Here is a 21,594-nt window from a genome sequence, read left to right on the forward strand (position 1 = left end):
GATTGCTTCGTCGCTCCGCTCCTCGCAATGACGGTGTATATTTGCGGCTGGGGGACATCATGAAACAACCATGCGTCTACATCTTCGCCAACAAGCGTCACGGCACCATTTACACGGGCGTTACCGCAAATCCGCCCAAGCGTGCGTTTGAGCATCGCGAGGGATTGGTGAAGGGCTTCTCGGCCAAATATGGCTGCAAGATTCTGGTCTGGTACGAATTGCACGAAACCATGTACAATGCGATCACTCGAGAGAAGCAGATCAAGGCCGGCAGCCGCGCGAAGAAGATTGCGCTGATCGAAGCGCTGAATCCAGATTGGAACGACCTCTACGAGACGCTGATCTAGGTGTGCTCATCGCCCCTTCCCGCCGTCATTGCGAGCGTAGCGAAGCAATCCATCGGTCCGCATATGTGGAATCATGGATTGCTTCGTCGCTTCGCTCCTCGCAATGACGGGGATAGACGGGAGCTACTCCACCTTGGCCGGCGCGGGCTGAGTTGCCGGCTGCAGCGAAGCCTGGCTCGCAATGCGGGCGGCATTGGCCATGCCGGCGAGCGCGGCGGCGCGCTTCTGATCGGCGGCGCCGGGCTGCACCACGCCGGCCGACATGATCAGCGTCGCGGCATCCTCGGTGCTCATCTCGATCTCGATGATCTTGCTCTTCGGCACGTAGAAGAAGAAGCCGGTGGTCGGGTTCGGCGCGCACGGCAGGAACACCGAGATGTGCTCTTCCGCTCCAGGCAGGCTGGCGGCAAGTTCGGCGCTCGGCGCCTGCGAGATCAGCACGATCGACCACATGCCGGGCGAGGGAAACTCGACGAGGCCGACGCGGCGAAAGCTCGAGCCGTTGCCGGAGAACAGCGTTTCGAACACCTGCTTCAGGCCACGATAGATCGCGCGCACCGCAGGGATGCGGCCAAGCAGCCGTTCGCCGAGATCGACCAGGGTTCGCCCGATCAGATTGGCGGTGAGGAAGCCGAGCAGCGTCAGCGCGATGACCGCGACGATCAGGCCGGAACCCGGCAGCCCGAACGGCAGATAGGTTTCCGGCCGGTAGGCCGTGGGCACGAACGGCCGGACCAGATTGTCGACCCAGTTCACGAACCACCAGGTCAGATACAGGGTGATCGCAACCGGTCCGGCCACCACCAGGCCGGTCAGGAAATAGTTGCGAAACCGCGCCATCAGCCCGCGCGGGGCATCCGGGGGCAATTCACCGGTCGAGGCGGGAGGCACTTGGTTGGAGGTCATTGCGGTTCCAGGGTCGTCGAAGCGGCCGTAGTCCACCACCCAGCTAAGCCATTCTGTCGCATTTTTGAAGGGCCGCGTGAAGCTGCGGCTTGCGACTATTCGACCGTGACCGATTTGGCCAGATTCCGCGGCTGGTCGACATCGGTGCCCATCACGACAGCGGTATGATAGGCGAGCAGCTGCACCGGAACGGCGTAGACCATCGGCGCGAAGGTCGCCCCCATGTCCGGCATCACGATCGTCACCAGCGACTGGATGGTCGCTTCCGCCGCGCCCTTGGCGTCGGTCATCAGGATGATCTTGCCGCCGCGGGCGGCGACCTCCTGCATGTTGGAGACGGTCTTCTCGAACACCTTGTCGTAGGGCGCGATCACCACGACCGGCATGTGCTCATCGATCAGCGCGATCGGCCCGTGCTTGAGCTCGCCGGCGGCGTAGCCCTCGGCGTGGATGTAGGAGATTTCCTTCAGCTTCAGCGCGCCTTCCAGCGCCAGCGGATAGCTGGTGCCGCGGCCGAGATAGAGCACGTCGCGCGACTTCGATATCTCGCGCGCCAGCTTCTCGATCTGCACTTCGGTGGTCAGCGCTTCCGACATCAGGCGCGGGATCTCGACCAGGCCATGCACCAGCTTGGCCTCATCGGCATCGGACAGCTCGCCGCGCGCCTTGCCGGCGGCGACCGCGAGCGAGGCCAGTACCATCAGCTGGCAGGTGAACGCCTTGGTCGAAGCGACCCCGATCTCGGGACCGGCGAGCGTCTGCAGCACGGTCTCGCTCTCGCGCGCGATCGTCGAGGTCGGCACGTTGACGACCGAGAGCGTGTGCGCGCCCTGCGCCTTGGCGTAGCGCAGCGCCGCCAGCGTGTCGGCGGTCTCGCCCGATTGCGAGATGAAGATCGCAAGATCGCCCTTGCGCAGCGGTGCCTCGCGGTAGCGGAATTCGGAGGCGACATCGAGCTCGACCGGCAGCCGGGCCAGCCGCTCCAGCCAGTATTTCGCGACGAAGCCGGCATAGCTCGCGGTGCCGCAGGCCGTGATCGAGATGCGCTGGATATCCTTGAAGTCGAACGGCAGCTTCACCGGCATGGTGACGCGCTCGGTCGCCATGTCGACATAGCGCGCCAGCGTGTGCCCGACCACTTCCGGCTGCTCGTGGATCTCCTTCGCCATGAAGTGGCGGTAGTTCGCCTTGTCGACCAGCGCCGTTGCCGTCGTGTGCTTGATCGCCTCGCGGTGGACGATGGCGTTGTCCTTGTCGAAGATCGTGGCGCCCTTGCGGTTCAGCACCACCCAATCGCCGTCCTCGAGATAGCTGATCGTATCGGTGAACGGCCCGAGCGCGATCGCGTCGGACCCGAGATACATCTCGCCTTCGCCATGGCCGACCGCGAGCGGCGGGCCGTTGCGGGCGCCGATCATCAGGTCATCCTCGCCGGCGAAGATGAAGCCGAGCGCGAACGCGCCGCGCAGCTGTGACAGCACCGCCCTCACCGCCTCGATCGGCTTGACGCCGCCCTTGAGCAGATTGTCGACCAGATGCACCACGACCTCGGTGTCGGTCTCGGTCGAGAACGCCGCACCCTTGGCCTCGAGCTCCTCGCGCAGCTCGCGGAAGTTCTCGATGATGCCGTTATGCACCACGGCGACGCGCTCGGTGGCGTGCGGATGTGCGTTGTTCTCGGTCGGCCGGCCGTGGGTGGCCCAGCGGGTGTGGCCGATGCCGGTGTGGCCTCCGAGCGGCTTGGCCTCGAGCCGGGCCTCGAGATTCTTCAGCTTGCCCTCGGCACGGCGCCGCGCCAGGCCGCCATTCTCCAGCGTGGCGACACCCGCGGAATCATAGCCGCGATATTCGAGCCGCTTGAGCGAATCCACCAATTGCTCCGCGACCGGAGCGCGTCCAAGAATGCCGACGATGCCGCACATGCGGTTCAATGTCCCCAAAAATCGCCGAAAATTTGCCAAAGCGGCGACACGGTCCCTTAACGGGAATCGCCGGTCGCAAGATACTCAATAATTATTGCCGATTGCGACAGTCTTAAACGGCAAGGTTGATGCGAAAGGCTGGTTAATCGGGGCTAACCATTTTGGCAAGAGCGCGTCAGCGCGGATCCGCCGGCGCGGGCCACGGTTTCGCCTCCCAGATCGTGGTCCATTCCTGACCCGCGCCGCACGCAGGCGCGCTGACCTCGACGCGAACCACGACAAAGCTTTCCCGATTGGTCACGTCCAGCCGATAGACATGCCGCAGGTGTGGGCTGGGACACAGGTCCGATCCGGTTTCGGCCTGAAACAAGCCGGCCTCCTCCCTCCATGTGATGAAACCCGGAGTGTCCGTCGTACCGAAGCCGTTCAGCGCGACGTACGGAAATTCCATTGGCTTTGGTCTGCCGACGTCGGAAAGATCGAACGCGCGATGCGATCCGGTCACGGAAAGCCGACAGAACATCAGCGCGAGACGGTGCCCGGCCACTTTCATGAAGCGAACCGGCAACTTTTCGATGTCATCACTGTATTTGCAGCCGGATTGCTCGGCCGCAAGCGCGAGCATCCTTGGCACCAAGGCCGGATCGGAAATTTCAAAGTCCGTGCGTCCATTGGCAAGGCTGCTCCATTCGCGAAGCGCCTCGCGTCGTGCATTGATGCTCGAAGTTTCGCCGCCGCGCGCGACCGACACGAGCGGCGGACCGGCCGTGAGAAGACCTCCGAGCAGCACCTTGATCAATCCAGCGATCAGCCGCGCGCTCACGGTTCCCATCCCCGGCCACGCAGCCAGACCTCGCGGCATGTAACCAGCATGCCGTGCAGTCCGTTCTTGAGGAAAAACAGATAGAGCGCGAACAGCAGCACGAAGCTGGGCCGATCGTCGCCCCAGGAAACGAGCTCAGGTTGGTCGTGTGTCTTCCGGGACAGCACCGCCAGCTGTCCGGTCTCGGACCATTGGTAGAGTCGTGCGGCGCTGAAGTACGTCACCAGGCTGCAAAAGACTCCGATCAGAACGGTCGCGGCATATCTGCGCATGACGTGTTTTGCCTCGTCGCCTCCTAAAGAGCGATGAAACCGCAGACGGCAAACGCCGTTAACCGCATCAATATGTCATTAACGCCTTTCGGCGAGGCCAGCCGACGCTGGCGGTAACCGGCGCTGCCAGGACACCCTAATGCTCAACCTGGTAGAGCCGCCATCGCTCCGGCACGCCCTTGAGCTGGTGCGCGCCGCGGTCCTTGAAGCGGATTTCGGACTTTGACATCAGGTCCTTGACGGCGCTCGAGACCAGAACTTCGCCGGCCCGCGCTTTCGCCGCGACGCGCGCGCCGATGTGAAACGCAAGCCCGATCACCTCCGCCCCACTCACCTTGTATTCTCCGGCGTGCAGTCCGACCCTGATCTCCAGCCCCAGCGTGCGCACGGACTCGCGGATCGCGGTCGCGCAACGGATCCCGGCTGCCGGCGCGCGGAACGTCGCCAGCAACCCGTCCCCCGTCGTCACGACTTCCTTCCCCCGCAAGGCCTTCAGCTCCCTGCGCACAGCGACATAGTAGTGGTTCATCACCGTCGCCCAGCGCGTGTCGCCGAGCCGCGCGGCCTTTTCGGTGGATCGGACGATATCGACATAGAGGATCGTGGCGAGCGCCTGCTTGAGCTGTGAGTCCCGATCGACGGTTCGGCGCCGGTTCGCGATATTCCCAGCCAGCGGTTCATAGCGATGGCTACGTCGCCGCGCGATGGCGGCCTTGGTGTAGTCCTGGGCGCGCTGCACCGTGCGGCAGCGAATGGTTTTTTCCTGCGGTGGAAACGTCCAGTGGACCTTTCGCCTGTCGCCCGCGCCATCAACCTGCACGGCGCCCCATTTCAGGAAAACCGTCGAGCCGGCCCGTCGAATGCACCATGCCTTCGACGTGTATCCGGAAACGTTCGACTGATGGACTCCGATGCGAAGGAATTTTGGCATGAGCGTCCGGCCGATCGAAGGAACGTTTGGCAGCCTACCAGGGTAAAGCGTAGCCATACATTCCCGCGTTGGCAACGGTGCAGGTTTGCGGTGCAGGTTTGCGGACTATCGAGAATGCCGGTCCGCGATGTCCGCGTCGGGTCCCGCACGCGGACGAAGGATCGTGTGAGGCAGCACCAGCGCTTCGTCAGCTCCGGAGGTCGCGGCCCTGCCCATTCGATGCAGCGTCGGCATCGACCGACAGAATTGCCGCGTCTTGCACGTCCGCTATCGGCTGCTCTGGATCGCGGAATCGAGCCGGGGTCAACCGGCTGCGGTCGACCGTCACGCCGAAGATGTCGAAGCGGTTGTAGTAACCGACCACGTCGTGAAACTGTTTCGGCTCGACGCAGCGATTGAGATCGATCTCCGCGTAGGCGATCCCCTCCTCGTCCTGCAATCCATCGCCGAAGACGCTGCCGGTCGGATCGACGAAGAAGCTCGCCGCACGTGGTGTCTGGTCGATCACGTCGGCGATCGTTCGATCGCGTTCAATGAGGAAGGCGCGCAACGCCTGGTCCATGTAGCCGGCGGTGACGATCCCGAATACCTTGGCTTCGAAGCAATGGGCGCTGGCCCGGATGCGGTTGGCGGCCACGTTGTCGAAATTGCCGCCGCCTGCCGGGCGCCGGGTGGGCCACATCGGCGGCCAGCTCGAAATGTGCACCTGCTCGCCCTGCGCCATCAGCGCGAAGCGGGCCAATGGATTGGTATTCTCGCCGCAAATCAACCCGCCGATCCGGCCCTGCCGTGTCTCCGCGACTTTAAGGCCCGCACCATCCCCGGACGACCACACCAGCTTCTCATAGAAGGTCGGAACCAGCTTGCGGTGATGGATGAGAATTTCTCCGGTCTCGCCGATCAGCAGGTTCGAGTTCCACAGCCCCCCGACGCTGACGGCCGAGCGCTCGCTGATGCCGATCGAGACCGTGACGCCGAGGGCGCGCGCCTCGGCGCAAAGCCGCGCCACTTCCGGTCCGTCCGCCAGCACGGATTGCTCCGCCATACGCACGAACAGATCGTGGTTGTCGATTGGAGGCCACAGCGCGGCCCAGACCGGAAAGGCGGGAATATAGGTTTCGGGAAACGCGATCAGCTCGGCGCCGGCCCTGGCCGCCTCGCGAACGATGGCGATCGCCTTTTCGGTGGTCGCCCAGCTGTCGAGGAAGACGGGCGCGGCGTGGACGGCAGCAGCCTTGAAACGAGGAAGCATGTCGAAAATCCCGGCTAGGACTAGGGGAGCGAAGCGGTATCATCCCTGCCTTGCCGGCGTGCATGGGAATTGTCGCAAGGTCGGTTGCGAAGGATCGGAACCGCCACGCGCTGGAACGGGAATTGCTTTGCTGACAAGGGCCGCAATTTCAACGGCCGCAACCTGGAGGCCGGTGATGTTCGACACGATCAACTGGGACGATCTGCGGGTATTTCTCTGCGCCGCCCGCGCCGGGAATTTGAGCCAAACGGCAAAGCGGCTGCGGCTCGACCATTCCACCGTCAGCCGGCGCATCGCCCAAATGGAAGCTTCGCTCGGGGTTGCGGTGTTCGAACGCCACCGCACCGGGCTCAAGCTCAACGAAGTCGGCGAGCGGTTGCTGCGTCATGCCGAGCGGGTCGAGAGCGCGGTGATCGCGATCCGCGAGGAAGCCAGCGCCAGCGACACCCAGGAGCTCGTCGGGACCGTGCGGCTCGCCACCATGGAGGGGATCGCCTCGCTCTATCTGGCGCAGCGTTTCGCCAAACTGCATCGTACCACCCCGCAGCTCACCGTCGAACTCGTCACGTCCGCCCAGACGGTCTACGTCCATAAACGCGAGGCCGATCTGTTCGTGTCCTTCTTCCGGCCACCCGGTCCGGGCCTGATCTCGGAGCGCATCGGCAAGTTTCGGCTCGGGCTATTCGCGAGCCAGGACTATCTCGACCACCATGGGATGCCCGCAAGCCTGCGCGACCTGCAGGATCATTGGTTCGTGTCCTATATCGAGGACCTGATCCAGGTCGATTCGGTGCGCTGGCTCGCCGACGTCATCGAAGAGCCGAAAATCGCCTTCCACTCCAACAGCATGATCGCGCAGATGAACGCCGCGGCGGGCGGCCTCGGCATCGTGATGCTTCCGAGCTTTGCCACAAGGGACCGGCCCGACCTGATACCGGTGCTGCCGGCTCTCGCCGGCACCGTTCGCGAGGTCTGGCTCAACGTCCACAGCGATCTGCAATTCGCCCCGCGCATCCGCGCCGTCCGCGCCTTCCTGAAAAATACCCTGAAGCAGGATCCAGACATGCAGGTCACGCTGGCCGATGTCGTGCCGCAGCCGCGCACAGCAGATTGCAAAAATCCATAATTCCCTTCCGTCGGACCCCGGCTGAAGCTCGTCAGATTGGCGCCAAGCAGAGCGCGCTGAGTTTTTGAGGGGGCCGATATGAACGTGGTTATTCCCGGCAATGCCGATCCGGCGCCGAGCGGCGTCGCATTGGCCAAGAAACAGGCCGAGCAACTGGCCAAGAAGCGGCTGACGGTCGCGCTCGTTCTGAGCGTCGCGATGATCGTGATCTATTTCGGATTCATGGGGCTTTTCGCGTTCGACAAGCCGCTGCTCGGCACCATCCTGATGCCCGGCCTGTCGCTTTGCATTGTGCTCGGCCCGCTCGTCATCATCTCTTCCTTCGTGCTCTGCCTGGTCTACGTGCTGTGGGCGAACCGGGTGTTCGACGCAGGCGTTCGCGAGCTTCGCTAAGGGGACAGGCAAATGGGCAGCAGCACGCTTTCGATCGGGTTCTTCTTCGCCTTCATGGCGTTGACGCTGGCAATCACCTATTGGGCCGCGCGGCGCACGCGCACCACCGAGCACTTCTTTGCCGCCGGCGGCCAGGTCACGCCGTGGCAGAACGGCTGGGCACTCGCGGGAGACTTCCTGAGCGCCGCGGCCCTGCTCGGAATTGCCGGCATCGTCACCTCGAACGGCTTCGACGGCATGATCTATTCGATCGGGTGGCTGGTCGGCTGGCCGATCATTCTGTTCCTGATCGTCGAGCCATTGCGCAATGTCGGCCGTTTCACCTTCGCCGACGTCGTGGCCTATCGCCTGCGCCAGCGCCCGGTGCGCCTCGCCGGCGCCATCGGTACACTTGCCGTGATCCTGTTCTACCTGATCGCCCAGATGGTCGCGACCGGATCGCTGATCAAGCTGCTGTTCGGCCTGCCTTACACCTGGTCGGTCATCGTCGTCGGCAGCGTGATGCTGATCTATGTGCTGTTCGGCGGCATGTTGGCGACGACCTGGGTGCAGGTGGTCAAGGCTGTGCTGCTGATGGGCGGCGGCATCCTGCTCGCCCTCCTCGTGTTGACCCATTTCGACATGAACCCGCTGAAGCTGTTCGCCGCGGCGTCCGAGAAATACGGCACCAAGGTGCTGCAGCCGGGATCGAAGGTGGTCTCGGGTCAATGGGATGCCATCTCGCTCGGGCTCGGACTGATGTTCGGAACCGCCGCGATGCCGCATGTGCTGATGCGGGCCTATACGGTGAAGGATTCCAAAGCCGCACGGCTGTCGATCCTCTATGCCACCGGCCTGATCGGCGTCTTTCATCTCATGGTCTTCATCATCGGCTTCGGCGCCATGGTGCTGGTCGGCGCCGAGGCGGTGGCCAAGGCCGGCGGCGGCGGCAACATGGCAGCGCCCCTGCTCGCACTCACCGTCGGCGGCAATGCGTTCTTCGGCTTCATCTGTGCGGTCGCCTTCGCGACCATGCTCGCGGTCGTCGCGGGGTTGACGCTGTCGGGCGTCGCCACGCTCTGCCACGACGTCTGGACCAACGTGATCAGGAGCGGCACCGCTTCGGAGGCCGAGCAGCTCAAGGTCGCGCGGGTCGCGACGGTTCTGATTTCCATCCTCGCCATCGGTCTGGGCATCGCGTTCGAAGGCCAGAATGTCGCCTTCATGGCGGGACTTGCGTTCTCGATCGCCTGCGCCGCCAACTTCCCGTCGCTCGTGCTCGCCATCACCTGGCGCCGCTTCACGACGCCTGCTGCCGTGGCGAGCATCCTCGTCGGCACACTGAGCTCGCTGGTGCTGATCTATCTGTCCCCGACCATCCAGGTCGACATTCTCGGCAAGCCGCTCGCCGCGGTCGAGCATCAATGGTGGTTCGTGTCGCTGCGCAATCCCGCGATCATCAGCATGCCGCTATCCTTTGCGGTCGCGATCCTGCTGTCGCTGGTCACACGGGAGAAGAACGCAAACCTCGCCTTCGACGAGATGCAGCGGCGCATCCTGCTCGGACCGGTAGAGCCGAAGACCGACGAGCCGCGCCAGACGAAGAATGCGGCATGAACCGGGTCAACCGATCGACGTTGCGATCAGCCCGTTGCGAACCCCGTCACCCGATGCGCATGTGTGACTCACAGATCGCGCAACACCCTCAGTGTCGTCCCGGCGAAAGCCGGGACCCATAACCACCGACGGTTATTGCTTCACGATGCTGGAACGACGAGTCCTGTCCCCAACTTCCGCCGCGGAGTATGGGTCCCGGCTTTCGCCGGGACGACACCTTATGGTCGAGACAGGCTCGCAAAGATGTCGCGAGAAGATCACTTCCCCTTCGCCGCCTTCTCCTTCAGCTTCGCCGTACGGTAGCGCGCGGCGCCGCCTTCGCGGATGGACTGCTCGCTGCGCTCGAGCGCCATCGCATCGTCGGGAACGTCCTTGGTGATCACGGAGCCCGAGCCGATATAGGCGCCCTTGCCGATCGTGACCGGCGCGACCAGCGAGGTATTGGTGCCGATGAAGGCGCCCTCGCCGATCAGCGTCTTGTGCTTGAGGAAGCCGTCATAGTTGCAGGTGATGGTGCCGGCACCGAGGTTGGAATTGGCACCGACATGGGCGTCGCCGACATAGGAGAGATGGTTGACCTTGACGCCGGCCTCCAGCCTCGACCCCTTGGTCTCGACGAAATTGCCGATCTTCACGCCATCGCCGAGCGAGGTGCCGGGCCGCAGCCGCGCGTAGGGTCCGAGCTCCACCTTCTTGCCGATCGTGGCTTGGGTGATGTGCGAGAAGGAGTGGATCACGGCGCCGTCGTCGATCGAAACGCCGGGTCCGATCACCACGAACGGCTCGATCGTGACGTCCTTGCCGAATTTGGTGTCGGCGGCGAGATAGACCGTTTCCGGCGCGATCAGGGTCACGCCGGCCTCGAGCGCCTGGTTGCGCAGCCGCGCCTGCATCACGGCCTCGGCCTCGGCGAGCTGCGCCTTGGTGTTGATACCGCGCACTTCGTCTTCGCTGGTCTCGATCACGACGGCCTCCAGTCCGAGTTCCCTGACAATGCCGACGGCATCGGTCAGATAATATTCGCCCTTGGCATTGGCATTGCCGATCTTCTCGATGATCGCGAGCGCCTTCTTGCCGTCGAACGCCATCACGCCGGCATTGCACAGCGTGACCTTGCGCTCTTCGGCACTGGCATCGGCCTGCTCGCGGATCGCGACCAGCTTGCCGTTCTCGACCACCAGGCGGCCGTAGCCGGTCGGGTCGGCGGCATGGAAGCCGAGCACCGCAAGCGCCGCGCCGTCGCGCAGCGGTGCGCGCATGCGGGCGAAGGTCTCGGCCGAGATCAGCGGCGTGTCGCCGAATGCGATCAAGAGGTCGTCGGCACTGCGGGCGATCGCCTCGCGCGCCGCCAGCACCGCATGCGCGGTGCCGAGCCGCTCGCGCTGCACGAAGGTCTGCGCGTCGGGCCGCACCCGGCGTGCCTCGGCGGCGACCGCCTCATGGTCCGGGCCGACCACGACCGCCAGCTGCGATCCCTCGCCGGAGGCCGCGGCATTGAGCACGTGCGCCAGCAGCGGCTGCCCGGCCACGGGGTGCAGCACCTTCGGCAGCGACGAGCGCATCCGCGTGCCCTCACCGGCCGCAAGCACCACTGTCAGGCTCGTTCGCGCAGTCATCCGCAATCCTCAATGTCGCGCGCAGTTCGCTGCGCAAAGCTGTCTTCGAGGCCGTCTTTAATTGTTTTCCCCGGCAGAAGAAACCGATTCGCCTCCGTGGCGCTCCGGATTCAAGTTCCCGGTCCATTTCCTGTTAATCTTTGCCTCGTGATTCGGCGGGCCTTGAGGAGGGCCAAGCGGGCTTTGGCCAAAGATCGCGACAATCTGGCGGCGGAATTCGACACCGAGAGCACCACCGGCTTTTTGGCCGAGGAGGATGCTCTGGATCGCCGCATGCTGTGGCGGCTCGGCTCGTGGGGCGTTGCCGCGGTCGGCGCCGTCACCGTCGCGGTGATGGCCAACCAGTCGGCGTTGACGCTGCGGCGCGACCAGGTCGCCGCAGCGGACCTCGCGCGACAGGCCCAGCAGCTGCAGACGCTGGCGAAGGAGAGCCACAACGAGACGCGCCGGCTGGCGTCTGCGATCGATACGCTCAACGGCGATCGCGACCGGCTGTATTCGCGCGTCACCACGCTGGAGCAGGGTCTCGACTCCGTGACCGGCGCGATCGCCAGGCAGCCGCCGGCACCATCGCCCTTGGCAGCGGCGCCCGGCACCTCGCCCGCAACCGCCAGTTCGTCTGCGGCCGCCTCCGCGCCAACCGTTGCCGCCGTCGCAACGACGCCGCCGGTCGCATTGGACAAGCCGGCGGCGATCGACAAGCTGACCGCAGCCGGCGACAGCAAGGCGACTGGGCCGATCGAGAAGCCGGTTGCGGCGGCCGAAAAGCCGGCAACGGCCGACAAGAAACCGGCGTCCGCGGCCGCCAAGCCGCAGGCCGCCGCGGAGAAGCCGCCAACCTCCGACAATTCGCCGCCGAATTCCGCCACGGCCGCATCGATCGCAAGTCCGATGAGCGCCGCCGCGGCCGGCGCCGAGGATGCACCCGCTGCGCCGGCACCGGTCGCGGACAAGCCGCTTGCCGACAAGCCGGTCCTGGCATCACTCGATCCTGCGGCGAACAAGGCAACCGAAACGGTCAGGCCGCCGACCGCCAACGATGTCACCGCCGCACCGATCCCTCCGCTGGTGATCACAGCGGATCCGGACGCCGAGGACGATGCGCCGCAGGCACAGATCCACCGCACCGAGTTCGGCGTCGATCTCGGCACGGCCAATTCGGTCAATGGACTGCGCGCGCTGTGGCGCGGCCTGTTGAAGTCGAAGGCCAACGCGCCGCTGGCGGCGCTGCGGCCGATCATCGTGATCAAGGAGAACAGCAACGGGCTCGGCATGCAGTTGCGCCTGGTGGCCGGACCGCTGAACGACGCCGGCACGGCAGCCAGGATCTGCGCGGGCCTCAGCCTGGTGCAGCGGACCTGCGAGACGGCGATCTATGACGGCCAGCGACTGGCCCTCAACGAGCCGGCCGCCGGAGCCAAGCCGGCGCCGTCGCATCGCCGGGCCGTGCCGAAGCGCGCCGTCGCGCCGCCGCAGCAACAGCAGCAGCCGGTCGCCGAGGACAAGAAGCCGGAGCCGACCACGATCTCCTCGATATTCCGGCGGAACAGCCAATAATCATGTGAGCCAAGGGATTGTGGCCGGATTTTCAACCGATTTCGATGCTCCGACGAACTTGTCCCGCAACCCGATCCCGACCATAGTGCCGCGATGACAAAACCTCCGTTCCGCCTCTCCCCCTATCAGGTCCAGTTCCTGATGGTCGTGGGCTTCGTCACCGTCGGCTACGCGCTCTACGTGCGCTATCTGGCAATCGAGTTCTCTCCCGTTGCGCTGGCCTGCGACGCCGGCGCGCAGACCATGCTCTGCAAGGCTCGCGCGCTGTCGACCGTACTGTTCAAGAACTCGGTGTTCGGGATCACCGCGCTGGTAATCGCGGTGCTCAACCTGACGCGGCCGTCGATCGTGCTGCTCACCGTCGGCTTGATCGCCGCGGGGCTCGGGATCGTGCTCTACAATGTCGTGCTGTCGGGGCTTGCGATCGGGCTGTTCATCCTGGGTTTTGCGCGGCCCGCGCCCGCCACAGCGTAGCGGCAAGCAAAAGGTACATCACGCAGGTCCAGTCCGACTGCCAGTTGATCGTGCCCTCGTTGTAGATCGTGTAGCCGGCAGCGATCACCAGCAGGCCGGCGAATACGGATTCCGCGAGCGGCCGGATGCCTTCCTTCGGGCGATTGAGCATGGTCAGCAGCGCGAATGGCACCACCGCCATGGTCAGCGAGGCATACGGGAAATCGCGGTAGCGCGGATCGAAGGTGAAGCCGAGCGCGGTTTCGGCAGCAATCACCGTGGTGATGATCAGCACAATCGCCAGCACCGCGCCGAACATGCCCTTGCCGCGATAGTCGCGCGGCCCGACCAGTTCCAGGAAGGTCGGCAGCGAGCGGCCGGCGATCAGCGCATGCGCCGTCAGCAGTGGCGCGGCAATGCCCGCCGCGAGCAGCACGCCCCAATGCAGCCAGCCGCCGACGCCGTAGCTCTCGTAATACATCTTGTCGCCGGCAATCCCGAGCAGCGCCCCCGCCGTCGTCGCCGAAATGGCGACCGCGATCCAGGCCGACGGCCGCGGCGTCCAGGGCCGGCGGCGCAGCGTCAGCCAGGCCGCGAGGAATGTGGCGACGGACAGCGCCATGCCGCCCGTCATCTGCAGCTTCCAGTCCGGATAGTTCGTGATAGCAACGCCGGGCGGATATTTCACCTGCCGCTTGACCGAATCGAACAGGCCCCAATTGCCGCCGACGGTGCCCTCGAGCTTGCGCTTCCAGGGCTGGTCGTAGGCCTCGATTAGGTTGACCCGAAAGCCCTCGCGCTTGGCGAGGTCGAGGATCTCGGACACCACCCGCGCCTGGTTGGTGCGCGACGGCAATGCGCCCTCCCGCATCCGCCCCTGGCTCGGCCAGCCGGTCTCGCCGATCAGGATCTCCTTGCCCGGGAATGTCACCGCCATCCGCTTGCGGATATCGTCGACATGCGCCGCGGCGTACTTCGCCTTGACCGGGATGTCCTCCCAATACGGCAGGATGTGAATGGTGACGAAATCGACCGCGTCGTAAATCTCGCGGTTCTTCACCCAGTATTCCCAGACGTCGGCATAGGTGACGGGAAGATTGCCCGCCGCCGCCTTCACTGCGCGGATGTTGCCGGCAAGATCGGTGGCGGTCATCTCGCCGCGCAGCAGCACCTCGTTGCCGACGATCAGCGAGGTGACGACGCCGGGATACTCCTTGGCGAGCCGGACCGCGATCGCGATCTGCTGCAAATTCTTGAAGCGGTTGCTGCTGAGCCAGATGCCCTGCATCACCTTCAGCCCGACCTTGGCCGCAACGCCGGGGACATGGTCGAGGCCGTTCTCGATCGAATAGGTGCGCACGCAGTCGGTGACCTTGGCGAGATCGGTCAGATCCTGCTCGATCTGCTCGACTGGAATCTGCGTGGTGGGATCCAGCGGCGTCTGCGCGCCGCGGAACGGCGTATAGGACACGCATTGCAGCTTTGCAGCGGGATCGATCGGCGCGCGCACGAGCGTAATCGGCGTGGCGAGCCACCACCACACGGATGCAATCACGGCGAGCGAGATCAGGAGAAGCGCCAGCGGCGTACGAAGCGAAATCGGTTCCATCCTCCGGGGGACCGTCGAATTAGCCGGTCACAGCCCATCTGCCAAGAGCGGGATTAGGTCAATACCATGGTTGTCCTGCGACAGTTTTGCGCTGGGTCGATAAAGTTGTGAGTTTGCTGGACAAAATACCAAATTCCAGTCATCAGATTTCGCCAGAGTCTCCGCCGCACTGGAGACCTATTTGGACGGCATCACGCGAGCCGTTAGGATGATCCCGCGGGGGCAGGAACATTATCGGGGAATACATGCGTCGACGGCTGCTTGAGTTGAAGAACACTACTTTGCGCCATCTTGCCGTAACGGGCCTTGTCACGGGCCTTGCGCTCCTCATTGGGGCTGGCGGCGCGTTCGCCCAGAGCGGCACGCCGAATCCGCCGGATCAGGCCAAACAGCAGCCTGGACAGCCCGATGCCAACGCAAATGCCGCACGGGAAGCCAACCAGCGCAAGGTCGAGGAATTCGTCGAGGCCCAGCAGGCCATCAACGGCCCGGCCGGCAACCCGGAATGCGTCTGGCTCGGCCGCCGCGTCGTCCGCCTGATGTGGAACGACGACCTCGACACCGCGTTCCGCCATCTCGACCTCTACGACCGGTTCGGCTGCCCCGGCGGCCACGTCCAGGCGGCGTTCCGCTGCCTGACCCGGTTCGGCGCCCAGATCGACGACAAGGTGCGCGGCAGCCTCGACGGTCGCATCCACGCCTGCTGGATCAATCCGGGCGCGCAGCCCCAGGCCGCGGCCGCCGCCGCTGCTCCCACCCCGGCGCCGGCGACGGCCGGCACCGCCGCACCGGCACCCGCAGCCTCGCCCTCGCCTGCACCGACCCCGTCGGCGTCACCTGCGCCGGCGTCGAAATAGCCATATCCCGCGACCGGGGTCCGGCCGCGATTTTTTTCGCGGCTGGAACGGCTTGCGCCCTTAAAACGCCATCGCGGCACACCAGTTGTTAAATCGGATGGCGGAGATATCTTTCCCTCCGCTGTCGTGTTGGTCGAACCCAGGGGACGGGTTCGCTTAGTCCTCAATCTCAGGCCCCGTATGGTTTAACCGCGATGCGCGCCGTCGTCGCCGTCCTGTTGCTTGTCACCGCCGCCCACGCCGCCCTGTGGGGTCTCTTCCAGGAGAAGCAGTCGGCGCCCGATTTCCGTGGCACGCTGCCGAGCCTGTCCTACGCTCCGTTCGAGTCAGGCCACACCGTCGCAGACGTTGCCGCCGACACCGAGAAGGTGCGCACCGACCTGCGAAAACTGTCCACGCTCACCAAGGCGGTCCGCCTCTATTCGTCGACGGAAGGCAACGAGCTGGTGCCGCCCGTCGCCGCCGAGTTCGGCATGAAGGTCACGGTTGGCGCGTGGATCGACAAGGACGCCAACCGCAACAACCGCGAGATCGAAGCCGCGATCAACCTGGCCAAGCGCAACAGCAACGTCATCGGCATCGTGGTCGGCAACGAAACCGTGTTCCGCGGCGAGCAGGTGCCGCTGGAAAACCTTGGCTCGGTTCCGGAGATCGGCGTGCCGCCCGAGGAGTCCGAGAGGATTCTTCGCGAGGAAGCGCAGCGTCTTCACGACGCGGAAATGCAGCCGGATGAAAACGGCAGCAGCGGCTTGAGCAAGCGCGCTGAAGCGATCAAGTGGGCAGTCGCCGAAAACAACGTGCACCGGCTGATCAAGATGATCCAGCGGGTCAAGAAGTCGGTCAACGTTCCCGTCACCACCGGTGAAATCTGGAACATCTGGCGCGACCATCCGCAGCTCGCCAACTCGTCCGACTTCGTCGCCGCGCACGTGCTGCCCTACTGGGAAAACTTCACCGACAAGCAGGCGGTGGACCAGGCGGTCGACCGCTACAACCTGTTGCGCGACTCCTTCCCCGGCAAACGCATCCTGATCGCCGAATTCGGCTGGCCGAGCCAGGGCTACAATCTGCGCAGCGCCGTGCCCGGCCCGTTCCAGCAGGCCACCGTGCTGCGCAACTTCGTCACCCGCGCCGAAGCCATCGGCATGGACTACAACATCGTCGAGGCGATCGATCAGCCCTGGAAGTTCTTCGAAGGCGGCGTCGGCCCCTACTGGGGCATCCTCAATGCCGACCGCGAGCCAAAGTTCGCCTGGACCGGACCGGTCACCGATCCGAACTACTGGAAGATCGCGCTGGTCGCCGTCCTGGTCGGCCTGTTCATGTCGCTGCCGATCCTGCGGCTGGACCAGCCGACCGTGATGCAGGCGCTGCTGCTGTCGGCGGCCGCCAATGGCGTCGGCGCGTGGGTCGCGACGGTGTTCTCCTACTGGACGACGCACTACTTCGTCTGGGGCTCGGCCTTCGCGCTCAGCCTCGGCCTGGTGCTGCTGGTTCCGCTGGTCCTGATCGCGATGGCGCGGATCGAGGAGATCGCGGCGGTGGCGTTCGGCCGCGGCCCGCGCCGGCTGATCGGCAAGAGCGCGCCGCTCGCGCCCGCCACGATCGGCGAGAACGTGAAGTTTCCGAAGGTCTCGATCCACATCCCGGCCTATTTCGAGCCGGTCGAGATGCTGAAGCAGACGCTCGATGCGGTGTCGCGGCTCGACTATCCGAACTTCGAGTGCGTCTGCATCATCAACAACACGCCAGATCCCGACTTCTGGCGGCCGATCCAGGATCACTGCCGGCTGCTCGGCGAGCGCTTCAAGTTCATCAATGCCGAGAAGGTGCAGGGCTTCAAGGCCGGCGCGCTGCGCATCGCGATGGACCGCACCGCGGCGGATGCCGAGATCATCGGCATCATCGACGCCGACTACGTCGTGCATCCGGACTGGCTGAAGGATCTCGTGCCGGCGTTCGCCGATCCGCGCGTCGGCCTCGTGCAGGCGCCGCAGGAGCATCGCGACGGCGATCGCTCGCTGATGCACTACATCATGAACGGCGAATATGCCGGGTTCTTCGACATCGGCATGGTCCAGCGCAACGAGTTCAACGCCATCATCGTGCACGGCACGATGTGCCTGATCCGCCGCGCCGCGATGGACAAGGCCGGCGGCTGGTCCTCTGACACGATCTGCGAGGACACCGATCTCGGCCTCTCGATCCAGCAGCAGGGCTGGCTCACGCATTACACCAATGTGCGTTACGGCGAAGGCCTGCTGCCCGACACCTACGAGGCCTTCAAGAAGCAGCGCCATCGCTGGGCCTATGGCGGCTTCCAGATCGTCAAGAAGCATTGGCGGCGCTTCCTGCCCGGCGCCAGCCGGCTGACGCCCGATCAGCGCCGCGAGTTCTCGCTGGGCTGGCTCAACTGGCTCGGCGCCGAAAGCCTCGGCGTCGTGGTTGCGATCCTCAACCTGATCTGGGTGCCGATCGTCGCCTTCGCCGACATCGCGATCCCCGACAAGATTCTGACGCTGCCGATCATCGCCTCCTTCATCGTCTCGCTGGTGCATTTCGTCGCGCTCTACCGGCTGCGCGTGAACATCAAGGCCGGCCAGATGTTAGGAGCCATGATAGCGGCGATGAGCGTGCAGTGGACGGTGTCGCGCGCGGTGGCGCAGGGCCTGATCACCGAGCATCTTGCGTTCGCCCGCACCTCCAAAGGCGGCCTGTCGCGGATGTCGATCGAGTTCCAGGCGTTCTGGGAAGCCGTGATCGGCGTGTTGCTGCTGATCGGCGCCGTCGTGCTTGTCGTCACCAACGGCTACAAGCAGGTGCGCGAGATCTACATCTTCGCCGGCGTCCTGGTGTTGCAGAGCCTGCCATTCCTGGCGGCGGTCTCCATCGCGATCCTGGAAAATTCGCGGATCAACGAGTTCGCATTCTGGCGCAACAGCGCGATCCGCACCGCGGAACTGATCGGGTTGCGCCCGGTCAGCCTGCCCTCGGTCGCCGCCCCGTCGCAGCCGGTCGGCTCGGAAATCCGCCGCGACAACTAGCGCCGGATTTGGCCGACTTCAAGAAACGGCCCTAACCACAGGCGCCGGAACGGCAAATCCGGCGCGCCGGTGCACAATTGACCGCCCCTCGGCTATTGACCCGATGGGCCCTGCCCCCTACACAGCGCGGGCTGGAGCACGATCCGGAGCGGTTCACCGCTGGCGTCCGGATCTAATGTTCAGGTGAGTGAGCGCGTAGCTCAGGCGGTAGAGCACGTGACTTTTAATCATGGGGTCGAGGGTTCGAGTCCCTCCGCGCTCACCAAACAAATTCTGAGCAAGCAGTCAGCCTCCCAAACATTCGCGAAATTTCCGTGCGGCAGTGACATCGCTCTCGTGGTGTTTGGAAGCCGGCCCGGGCCCTGGCGCCGGCTCTTCTTAGTTTTTGTGTGAACCAAGCCACAGTTGTTTGCTGCGATCTTTAGTAGGTTTTCGGCGCTAGGGATTTCAGGGCCCAGAGGCTGGAAGAACAGGGCGTCGCCGGGACAAACCATTTCGGGCCCGGCGGCGTAATTTTTCGGGACGGTCAGAACTGCAATCCCAATGCTCGGACCAGACGCATCCGGACGCCAACGGCTCGTTGCTCTCCCTGTCGCAGTCATCACGTTCGGCGTCGCGGGCGTCGAGCCTGCCTGCGGTTCTCCGGACCGGTCGGCGGCGCGTGTATTCCGGCATGAGCCTTGCTCTTTAGGTGGCGCAGGAAATTTCAGTGTCCCGGTTCAGGAACAAGCTGTCACCGGATGTGTCTTTTGGAGACGAGCAGCTGGATTCATTGGGAGGTATCGTTGAGATACGCAGCGCCCCTACAGTCAAGGTTTGTCGTTCGGAGAGGAAGCACCGACTGGATGGTCTATGATCGAGAGCTCAAGGGTCCAGCGCAGTTGAAGAAAGACGGTCACTTCGCCGAGAAGTTGACGAAGGAACAGGCCGAACACATCAAGCAGGCCTTGACGGACGCCCTGAAGCCCGAGCCCTAGACAAAGTTAGATCGAGTACCCCGATCGGTGGCGACACAAACCGCGAACAGATGACATCTGTGTTACCTCGTAAGGTATATGAACAGAGTTGGGCAAAGCGAACGAGGCGCGGCAAAATGGCGGCGCATCGGTGGAGCAAATTAGGCCCCTGCGGAATTCAGCTTTGGCCACGGGACGTTCTGAGCGGGCCAGCGTCGCCGTTGGGAGGGAACGATCGGGGAACAGCTCAAGGCAGATCGAAAGCCGCCCCGCCTCACAAAGGTTACCCCCGCGCCGAGGCGGAGCGCGACGCATGACGGCGCAAGCGCGCCGTTCGGCGCACAATTCGGAGCGAACATTCGGAACGCTGCTGGAGTTCGGCCGTCAAGATAACGGCAGTTCGCCCTGACCGCCTGTCCAGTCGATGATATCGAGCTGCAGCCCTCGCTTCAGCATCTCGGCCTCGAGGCTGCCGGCATGCCGTTTCCACTCGGGCGTCGCGCGGACGCGGAATTTTGGCTCTTCGCCGGCTGCCTCGAATTCGTCGTCGGCTCTGAGCGCACCGCGGACGGCTTCGTACATCATCTTCAGGCTGGCGTCGGTGAAGGCGCCGTAGTCCATCGGTCGTCTCCCTTGGCACTGTGAGACGCAAAAGGCCGCCACGTAGTCACTCGTGGCGGCCTTCTGCTAGCGGCCCATCCAGACGGCCTGGAACGACGTTGCGTGAGTCGCGTTAATGAAACGTTGCTGGCACGGTAGCGGCACACGCTTTCACAGGCGCCCTCGACAGCGTTACTCCACCGGGATCGTGGAGGCTGTCGCACTCAGATCGCGATGCGATCGAAGTCGACGGCTATCCGGCTGTTCGGGAAAATCCTCGTCGCCTCCGCCAGAATGTCCTCATCCGGGTAGCGGCCGGAGATGTGCGTGAGCACGAGCTGCTTGACCTCGCTCCGCGCTGCGAGCGCGGCGGCTTCGCTGGCCGTCAAATGCCCGTAGTCGCGCGCGATCGCCGCGTCACGCTCGAGAAACGTCGCTTCGATCACCAGCACGTCGGCGTCCCTGACGTGTTCGGCCAGCCCGTCGGTGGTTTCGGCATCACCGACAATGACGAGCTTCTTTCGCCCCTGGGCCGGACCAAGCACCTGCTCCGGATCGATGGTGCGACCGTCGTCCAGCTTCACCTGCCGCCCCTCCGCCAGCTCCCGGCGAACCGGCCCATCAGGCACGCGCAGCGCCAGAAGCCGGTCCGGGAGGAGATGCCGGCGCACCGCGCTCTGAAAGGTGAAGGCGAAGCTGTCCGTATCCCGGTGGCGGACGGGAAAGCAATCGACGGTGAATTCGCCGGCGTCGAGGACTCGCCCCTCGCTCAACGGCACCAGATCAAGCGGGATCGGCGCTCTGCCCTCGCCCCACAGGCCTGCCAGCATCCGGACGACGACATCGAGCGTGCCTGGCCCGGCATGAATCGTCATCGCATCCGAACTTTGCCGCAACCGGAGGGTCGAAAACAGCCCGGGGATGCCGAGCACATGATCGAAATGCCCGTGGGTCAGCAGCAGGTGATCAAGCCGTCGAAAGCCGGCGCCGCTCCGCAGCAGCTGGCGCTGCGTTCCCTCGCCGCAATCGACCAGAATACGACTGCCGGCTGCCTCGACGAGAATGCCCGGGTGATTGCGCTCGGGAGACGGCACGCTTACCGACGTTCCCAGAAAAGTCAGCGAGAACATCGCAGCACCTCGCCTTCCGACTGCCGACGGCGCCACGCCGCCGAGATCGCGCAATCTGATGGCAGCGTCGCCCGATGTGTTCAAGCATCTCGATGCCGACGACGGTGGACCGAAAGCTCCTGAAGCCGGCGGCTTTAGGCGCAGACCGCATCCGCGCCATCGGGATCGGTCGTCGTGACCGGCGCCCTCGTCACGCCCTCAACC

Annotated in this window: 19 protein-coding genes and 1 tRNA gene; 10 read left to right on the forward strand and 10 right to left on the reverse strand. The window is 64.5% G+C overall.

Features of this window, described 5'->3' with window-relative positions; translation table 11 throughout:
- Positions 1–59 precede the first annotated feature (59 nt).
- Complete coding sequence (locus tag J6525_RS25715) at positions 60–347, forward strand: GIY-YIG nuclease family protein (protein ID WP_092084800.1); 288 nt, start codon at positions 60–62, stop codon at positions 345–347.
- A gap of 123 nt (positions 348–470) precedes the next feature.
- Here the strand turns inward: J6525_RS25715 and J6525_RS25720 are convergent, their stop codons facing one another.
- The 6 genes from J6525_RS25720 to J6525_RS25745 all read right to left on the reverse strand — a co-directional run bounded on the left by J6525_RS25720 (position 471) and on the right by J6525_RS25745 (position 6,453).
- Positions 471–1,253 carry a DUF502 domain-containing protein gene (locus J6525_RS25720; protein ID WP_225646771.1) on the reverse strand — a complete coding sequence of 261 codons (783 nt, stop codon included), beginning with the start codon at positions 1,251–1,253 and terminating at the stop codon, positions 471–473.
- Between the two features lie 95 nt (positions 1,254–1,348).
- Positions 1,349–3,175, reverse strand: coding sequence for a glutamine--fructose-6-phosphate transaminase (isomerizing) (glmS, locus tag J6525_RS25725; protein ID WP_225161710.1), 1,827 nt, complete (start codon positions 3,173–3,175; stop codon positions 1,349–1,351).
- A 175-nt stretch (positions 3,176–3,350) separates the two neighbouring features.
- A complete protein-coding gene (locus J6525_RS25730) occupies positions 3,351–3,998 on the reverse strand; it encodes a hypothetical protein (RefSeq protein WP_225646772.1) in 648 nt (215 codons plus the stop codon).
- Positions 3,995–4,270 carry a hypothetical protein gene (locus tag J6525_RS25735; RefSeq protein ID WP_225646773.1) on the reverse strand — a complete coding sequence of 92 codons (276 nt, stop codon included), beginning with the start codon at positions 4,268–4,270 and terminating at the stop codon, positions 3,995–3,997. Before J6525_RS25735 ends, J6525_RS25730 begins: the two co-directional genes overlap by 4 nt.
- Positions 4,271–4,406: 136 nt before the next feature.
- Complete coding sequence (locus tag J6525_RS25740) at positions 4,407–5,201, reverse strand: adenylate/guanylate cyclase domain-containing protein (RefSeq protein WP_225646774.1); 795 nt, start codon at positions 5,199–5,201, stop codon at positions 4,407–4,409.
- A gap of 187 nt (positions 5,202–5,388) precedes the next feature.
- Entirely contained in the window at positions 5,389–6,453 is a 1,065-nt protein-coding gene (locus J6525_RS25745; protein WP_225646775.1) for a carbon-nitrogen hydrolase family protein, read from the reverse strand.
- Positions 6,454–6,628: 175 nt separating this feature from the next.
- Between J6525_RS25745 and J6525_RS25750 the strand changes: the two genes are divergently transcribed.
- The 3 genes from J6525_RS25750 (at position 6,629) to J6525_RS25760 (ending at position 9,568) form a co-directional block, all read left to right on the forward strand.
- Complete coding sequence (locus tag J6525_RS25750; protein WP_225646776.1) at positions 6,629–7,579, forward strand: LysR family transcriptional regulator; 951 nt, start codon at positions 6,629–6,631, stop codon at positions 7,577–7,579.
- A gap of 78 nt (positions 7,580–7,657) precedes the next feature.
- The gene (locus tag J6525_RS25755; protein WP_092090558.1) at positions 7,658–7,972 is read left to right on the forward strand and encodes a DUF485 domain-containing protein; all 315 of its coding nucleotides are present in this window, start codon (positions 7,658–7,660) and stop codon (positions 7,970–7,972) included.
- 12 nt (positions 7,973–7,984) lie between these two features.
- A complete protein-coding gene (locus J6525_RS25760; protein ID WP_225646777.1) occupies positions 7,985–9,568 on the forward strand; it encodes a solute symporter family protein in 1,584 nt (527 codons plus the stop codon).
- Positions 9,569–9,825: 257 nt separating this feature from the next.
- Here the strand turns inward: J6525_RS25760 and glmU are convergent, their stop codons facing one another.
- The gene (glmU, locus tag J6525_RS25765) at positions 9,826–11,184 is read right to left on the reverse strand and encodes a bifunctional UDP-N-acetylglucosamine diphosphorylase/glucosamine-1-phosphate N-acetyltransferase GlmU (protein WP_092083359.1); all 1,359 of its coding nucleotides are present in this window, start codon (positions 11,182–11,184) and stop codon (positions 9,826–9,828) included.
- A 183-nt stretch (positions 11,185–11,367) separates the two neighbouring features.
- Between glmU and J6525_RS25770 the strand changes: the two genes are divergently transcribed.
- The gene (locus J6525_RS25770; protein WP_092083360.1) at positions 11,368–12,741 is read left to right on the forward strand and encodes a hypothetical protein; all 1,374 of its coding nucleotides are present in this window, start codon (positions 11,368–11,370) and stop codon (positions 12,739–12,741) included.
- Between the two features lie 93 nt (positions 12,742–12,834).
- Entirely contained in the window at positions 12,835–13,215 is a 381-nt protein-coding gene (locus J6525_RS25775) for a hypothetical protein (protein ID WP_016844836.1), read from the forward strand.
- Here the strand turns inward: J6525_RS25775 and J6525_RS25780 are convergent.
- Complete coding sequence (locus J6525_RS25780; RefSeq protein ID WP_225646778.1) at positions 13,175–14,803, reverse strand: glycoside hydrolase family 17 protein; 1,629 nt, start codon at positions 14,801–14,803, stop codon at positions 13,175–13,177. The genes J6525_RS25775 and J6525_RS25780 overlap by 41 nt on opposite strands.
- Before the next feature lie 245 nt (positions 14,804–15,048).
- Between J6525_RS25780 and J6525_RS25785 the strand changes: the two genes are divergently transcribed.
- From J6525_RS25785 to J6525_RS47000, 4 genes are all read left to right on the forward strand, one after another.
- Positions 15,049–15,660: a hypothetical protein gene (locus J6525_RS25785; protein WP_057018479.1), complete on the forward strand. Its 612-nt coding sequence runs from the start codon at positions 15,049–15,051 to the stop codon at positions 15,658–15,660.
- A 194-nt stretch (positions 15,661–15,854) separates the two neighbouring features.
- On the forward strand, positions 15,855–18,704 hold the full coding sequence (locus J6525_RS25790) for a glycosyltransferase (RefSeq protein WP_225646779.1): 2,850 nt from the start codon (positions 15,855–15,857) through the stop codon (positions 18,702–18,704).
- A gap of 189 nt (positions 18,705–18,893) precedes the next feature.
- Positions 18,894–18,969, forward strand: a tRNA-Lys gene (locus J6525_RS25795).
- Positions 18,970–19,549: 580 nt separating this feature from the next.
- Positions 19,550–19,681: a hypothetical protein gene (locus J6525_RS47000; protein ID WP_256438746.1), complete on the forward strand. Its 132-nt coding sequence runs from the start codon at positions 19,550–19,552 to the stop codon at positions 19,679–19,681.
- A gap of 363 nt (positions 19,682–20,044) precedes the next feature.
- Here the strand turns inward: J6525_RS47000 and J6525_RS25800 are convergent, their stop codons facing one another.
- Together J6525_RS25800 and J6525_RS25805 are read right to left on the reverse strand one after the other, a co-directional pair.
- On the reverse strand, positions 20,045–20,281 hold the full coding sequence (locus tag J6525_RS25800; protein ID WP_050384381.1) for a hypothetical protein: 237 nt from the start codon (positions 20,279–20,281) through the stop codon (positions 20,045–20,047).
- Between the two features lie 203 nt (positions 20,282–20,484).
- Positions 20,485–21,390, reverse strand: a complete 906-nt coding sequence (locus J6525_RS25805; protein WP_225646780.1) for a ribonuclease Z — start codon at positions 21,388–21,390, stop codon at positions 20,485–20,487.
- Positions 21,391–21,594 lie beyond the last annotated feature (204 nt).

The organism is Bradyrhizobium australafricanum (assembly GCF_020329495.1).
In the GTDB taxonomy this organism is placed as follows: domain Bacteria; phylum Pseudomonadota; class Alphaproteobacteria; order Rhizobiales; family Xanthobacteraceae; genus Bradyrhizobium; species Bradyrhizobium australafricanum.